This is a genomic window from Neisseria sp. P0021.S005 (assembly GCF_051956955.1).
This window is the reverse complement of record NZ_JBQCWY010000189.1, coordinates 1-5124: the sequence shown is the minus strand read 5'-3', so window position 1 is coordinate 5124 and position 5124 is coordinate 1. Positions and strand designations below refer to the sequence as shown.

General features: G+C 48.4%; 5 protein-coding genes and 1 tRNA gene. 4 read left to right on the top strand and 2 right to left on the bottom strand.

All coding sequences use genetic code 11. The features are described 5' to 3' along the window. Window positions 1-41: 41 nt before the first annotated feature. Window positions 42-2033, top strand: a complete 1992-nt coding sequence (gene dnaX / locus ACTHUE_RS10620; protein WP_049337069.1) for a DNA polymerase III subunit gamma/tau — start codon at window positions 42-44, stop codon at window positions 2031-2033. A gap of 90 nt (window positions 2034-2123) precedes the next feature. Next, on the top strand, window positions 2124-2459 hold the full coding sequence (locus ACTHUE_RS10615; RefSeq protein ID WP_003678854.1) for a YbaB/EbfC family nucleoid-associated protein: 336 nt from the start codon (window positions 2124-2126) through the stop codon (window positions 2457-2459). A 148-nt stretch (window positions 2460-2607) separates the two neighbouring features. Here the strand turns inward: ACTHUE_RS10615 and ACTHUE_RS10610 are convergent. Both ACTHUE_RS10610 and ACTHUE_RS10605 read right to left on the bottom strand, forming a co-directional pair. Beyond that, window positions 2608-2683: transfer RNA gene (locus ACTHUE_RS10610), tRNA-Asn, on the bottom strand. Window positions 2684-2822: 139 nt separating this feature from the next. After that, window positions 2823-3314: a hypothetical protein gene (locus ACTHUE_RS10605; RefSeq protein ID WP_049336771.1), complete on the bottom strand. Its 492-nt coding sequence runs from the start codon at window positions 3312-3314 to the stop codon at window positions 2823-2825. Window positions 3315-3494: 180 nt separating this feature from the next. On the opposite strand from ACTHUE_RS10605, the gene dapF reads away from it, so the two are divergent. Then, window positions 3495-4346 carry a diaminopimelate epimerase gene (gene dapF, locus ACTHUE_RS10600; protein ID WP_049336770.1) on the top strand — a complete coding sequence of 284 codons (852 nt, stop codon included), beginning with the start codon at window positions 3495-3497 and terminating at the stop codon, window positions 4344-4346. Further along, window positions 4343-4945, top strand: a complete 603-nt coding sequence (locus tag ACTHUE_RS10595) for a hypothetical protein (protein ID WP_049336767.1) — start codon at window positions 4343-4345, stop codon at window positions 4943-4945. Before dapF ends, ACTHUE_RS10595 begins: the two co-directional genes overlap by 4 nt. Window positions 4946-5124: the final 179 nt, after the last annotated feature.

Genomic DNA, 5124 nt, shown 5'->3' with positions numbered 1-5124 from the left:
TTTCAGACGGCCTTCCGATTTATTTCCCGTAGAGAAACAACATGGCTTATCAAGTTCTTGCACGAAAATGGCGTCCGAAAACCTTTGCCGATTTGGTCGGTCAGGAACACGTCGTCAAAGCCCTGCGTAACGCGCTGGACGAAGGCCGTCTGCACCATGCCTATCTGCTGACAGGGACACGCGGTGTGGGTAAGACCACGATTGCCAGGATTTTGGCCAAGAGCCTGAACTGCGAAAATGCCGTGCATGGTGAGCCGTGCGGTCAGTGTGAAAGCTGTACGCAAATCGACAGCGGCCGTTATGTGGATCTATTGGAAATCGACGCGGCATCGAATACCGGTATCGACAATATCCGCGAAGTGTTGGAAAACGCGCAATACGCGCCGACTGCGGGTAAATACAAAGTCTATATCATCGACGAAGTGCATATGCTTTCCAAAAGCGCGTTCAATGCCATGCTGAAGACTTTGGAAGAACCGCCTGAACACGTTAAATTTATTTTGGCGACCACCGATCCGCATAAAGTCCCCATTACTGTATTGAGCCGCTGTTTGCAATTTGTGTTGCGCAACATGACAACCCAGCAGGTTGCCGAGCATTTGGCGCATGTCTTGGATCGTGAAAACGTTCCTTATCAGCCACAGGCTTTGCAACTTTTAGGCCGTGCCGCCGCCGGCTCGATGCGCGATGCGTTGAGCCTTTTAGATCAGGCGATTGCCATGGGTTCGGGTAAAGTGGCCGAACAAGATGTCCGCCAGATGATCGGAGCGGTCGATAAACAATACTTGTTTGAATTGCTTGAAGGAATCATCAATCAAAACGGGGAAGCCTTGCTGGAAAAGGCTCAGGAAATGTCCGCCAGAGCGATTGGTTTTGACAGCGCGTTGGCAGAATTGGCCATGTTGTTGCAACGTTTGGCTTTGATTCAAACCATTCCTTCCGCCTTGGCAAATGACGATCCTGAACGTGAAACTTTGCAGCGATTAAGTCAGGCTTTGAGTGGCGAGCAGATTCAGCTTTATTATCAATGCGCTATTCATGGTAAACAGGATTTACCGCTGGCTCCAGACGAGTATGCCGGTTTTGTCATGACGCTTTTGCGCATGCTTGCATTTGCGCCGTTGGCCGCTTCGGGTTGCGATACGCAAAGTCAGATTGAACACACGGATTTGCATTCCGACCATCAGAAAGCTGAGGCCGAAAAAAAGCCTTTTCAGCTGCCGAAATCTGAGCCGATAGCAGCACCGGCGGTTGAGAAAGAGGCTGTTCCGACTAAACAGGATATCGTTGAAAGGCCGTCTGAAGAAACTATTCAGTCTGCTCAACAACAGGGGGATGTCCCGCCTTGGGAAGACATGCCGAGCCAAGTATCGGCTGAGCCGCCTCAAACACAAACGGCGCAGATGCAAGAAACTGCGGAGCCATTGCCTGTTGCAAAAGTTCAGACGGCCCCTGAACCGGAAGAATATCCGCACATAGATGAGGAAATTCCACCTCCGTATTTTGATGAAGCATATGCATATGAAGATTCACACCGTGCTGATGTGATGGAAGTACTGCAGCCGGTTGTGTCTGAAGAAGAGGAGGGAGATGAAGAAGAGCTTCAGTTCGCTCCTTTGCCTGAGTTTAAAACTGAGAATTGGCACAGCATTATCGAACGATTTGCCCGTAAATTAGGCGCGGCGCAGATGTTGGCACAAAATGCGGCATGGACGAGTTATGATACGGAAGCAGGATTAATCATGCTGTCGTTGACGGATGAGGCCAAAGCTACTGCCAATAAAGAGCGCTTGGACAAAATCTGCCAGACGTTGAGCGAGGCTTACCATCTTGGCAATTTAAGGCTGCAAACCGAGCCTTGGCAGGATGATAAAGGCTGGGAAACGCCGGTGATGCGCCGCAAACGTATTCAAGAAGAAGGACGGCAGCAGGCGCAAGATTTGCTGGAAGCGGATACAACGGCGCAGAAAATTTTGCAAATCTTTGAAGCGCAATGGCTGCCGGATTCTTTAGAGTTAGTAGGGCATTCTTAAAATACTGACATACAAGGCCGTCTGAAAGGCAATAGCGTTTTTCAGACGGCATGAGTGAAACCCATTTATTCAAACCCATAGGAGTAAAACATGTTCGGAAAAGCCGGATTAGGCGGCCTGATGAAACAGGCTCAACAAATGCAAGAAAACATGAAAAAGGCACAAGCCAAGCTGGCTGAAACCGAAGTTGAAGGTGAAGCAGGCAATGGTTTGGTGAAAGTTGTGATGACGTGTTCGCACGTTGTTCGCAAACTTGAAATCAGCCCTGATTTGATTCAAGAAGCCGCAGACGACAAAGAAATGCTGGAAGATTTGGTATTGGCCGCTATCAATGCCGCTTCTGAAAAAGCCGAAGAAACGACCAACAAAACCATGGGTGCATTTACCCAAGGCCTGCCGGCAGGCATGGGCGACTTCTTCCGTTGATTTAAAAATAAATAAAAGGCCGTCTGAAGCCAGATTTGGGTTTCAGACGGCCTTTTTTATTATGAGGATTCATGGGCTTTCTTTGGGAAAGAACAAGCGTTCCTTATTGATGTAAAAAAGCCTGAACAGAAGTTCAGGCTTTTAAATTTGGCTCCCCGACCTGGGCTCGAACCAGGGACCTGCGGATTAACAGTCCGTCGCTCTACCGACTGAGCTATCGGGGAATGGGGCGTATTATAATGGCTGGAAAAAATGTGTCAATCAATATTTTTAAGGAAATGGTGCAAAATATTTCAAATGTTTGAATGTTAAAAATATTTTGTAATCAAGTTTCACATGCTCCTCAGCCGTTTCAGACGGCCTTTAGTATTTGGCGTTAACCAATTTGCCGTTTTGGAATACTTGTTGCTGCATCACCGTGCCGTTGTAGGCGTAAGTGGTTAACGAGCCATTGCTTGGCGTGGCGCGGAACTGCATCAGTTGGTTACGGCTGAGAACGTAGGGGTCCGTGCGTTTTTGACTGTTGTCGCTGTAAAAGTCTTGGACGACGTATTCGTTGTTACGTTTGCTGATCAGTTGGCGATGGAAGCCACCTTTGACTGCGCTGTTGCTGGGTGTGCCGTGTGCATCAAAATAGGTCACGATTTGTTCTTCTGAGATACGGATGCCGTCTGAATCCGTGCCTTTGGTGGTTTTGGTTTTATCCAAGCCGACAGGGATGTTGATGGATGTACCCAGGCCGACATGGCGGCCGATGCTGGTGCCGACGCCTAAGCCGACGGAAACACCGGGCGTGCCGACTGTACATGCGCTGAGTGAAGCGGCCAAAAGGGCAGGTAAGAGAATTTTTTTCATAATGTGTATCCTTGTAATAAGAAATATTTGTAATGTGGGAAGTATAGTATTTTTGCGGGGTGGCTGGTGTTAGTATTGGTAAAAGGGCGCAAGGCCGTCTGAGAAACAAGATAGAAACGAATATATCATTCTGGTGTAGAATGTGCCGAAATAATGATTTAATAAGAATGTGAATAAATAATGAAAACTTTGAAATTTACGAAGATGCACGGCTTGGGCAATGATTTTATGGTGGTTAATGCCATCGATCAGGACTTTGATCCGTTGACTGCGCCGCTTGCCCAATGGGCAGACCGCTATCGCGGCGTGGGTTTTGATCAGTTTTTGGTAGTGGAGAAGCCTTCTTCTGATGCGGTCGATTTTCGGTACCGCATTTTCAATGCCGATGGTCGGGAAGTAGAGCAGTGCGGCAATGGAGCGCGTTGTTTTGCGCGTTTTGTCGCGGATAAGGGTTTGACGGATAAAACGGAAATTTTGGTCGAAACGGCCAAAGGGATTATTGTACCGAAGCTGTTGGATAACGGTTTGGTTACCGTCAATATGGGTAAACCGCGTTTCATGCCGTCTGAAATTCCGTTTGTGCCTGCACATGGTGAAAATGAAGATGCGCTGACACATATTGTCTTGGTCGGTTTGGAGTCTGTACCGGTAAGCTGTGTGAATATGGGTAATCCGCATGCGGTGATTTTGGTTGATGATGTTGAGACTGCGCCGGTGGAATATTGGGGCGGCGCTATTGAATCGCACGAGCAGTTTCCTGAACGGGTCAATGTCGGCTTTTTGCAGGTTGAAGATGAATTGTCAGTCCGCCTGCGAGTGTTTGAACGCGGGGTGGGGGAAACTCAGGCTTGCGGCACTGGAGCGTGTGCGGCCGTGGTGGCAGGCGTGCGCAATGGCTTGCTGAAAGCGGGTGCGCCTGTGCGTGTTACTCTGCCTGGAGGTGAATTGTTTATCAGTTGGGAAGAAGGTGGCGATGTGCAAATGACCGGCCCTGCGGAAACTGTTTTTGAAGGCGAGTTGCAGTATTCATGATGGTTTCTTTGGATTTTTGGTTTGCCGTCGCGTATGCTGCGGTATCGTTGGCATTTATTTTTCGCGCGCAGCGGTTTCAATGGCTTTGGGCTACGGTGTTGTTGTGGCTGGGGATTTCGGCACTGGGCGCACGCTTGTTGCCCGGAATATGGGGCTTTACGCATACAGGCCCTTTGTTCATCCCTCATTTTTATCTGACAATCGCCAGTATTTTCTTCTTTATTGATGACTGCAGTAAAACGGAAGACAAAAAGTTTTGGTCGGCAGGCGAATATGCCGGTTTGACCTTATTTGCGGTTTCCAATGTCGTCATGACTTTGGCTTTTGTTTTCTTGGTAGGCGTGGTTTATTTCATCTTGCCGCTGGCGGGCGCGGTTTTTGCGTGGGCGGCCTTGCTGAAAATTTATGCTTTGAAACCCATTTATTGGTTTGCATTGCAGGGCGTCCTGATGCTGGTGTTTTATCTGCACAGAGTGGTTGTTTGCAAGCAGTCTGCCTCTCTTTTCAGTATGCGGCAGATGTGGGCAGGTTGGATGGTTGCCGTCGTGATGCAGGCTGTAGTTGCCGTTACATTGATTTTTGAGCGCAGTGGATATTGACCGCGCTTGAACCAAAAGTTATAAAGAAAGAAATTTTCGATATTGGTTTTTCAGACGGCCTGAGTTTAATATGCAGGCTGTATTACATCTAAATCAGGAGCAGGAAATGAAAATTGCAAATAATATTACCGAGCTGATCGGCAACACACCTCTGGTGAAACTGAACCGCCTGACCGAAG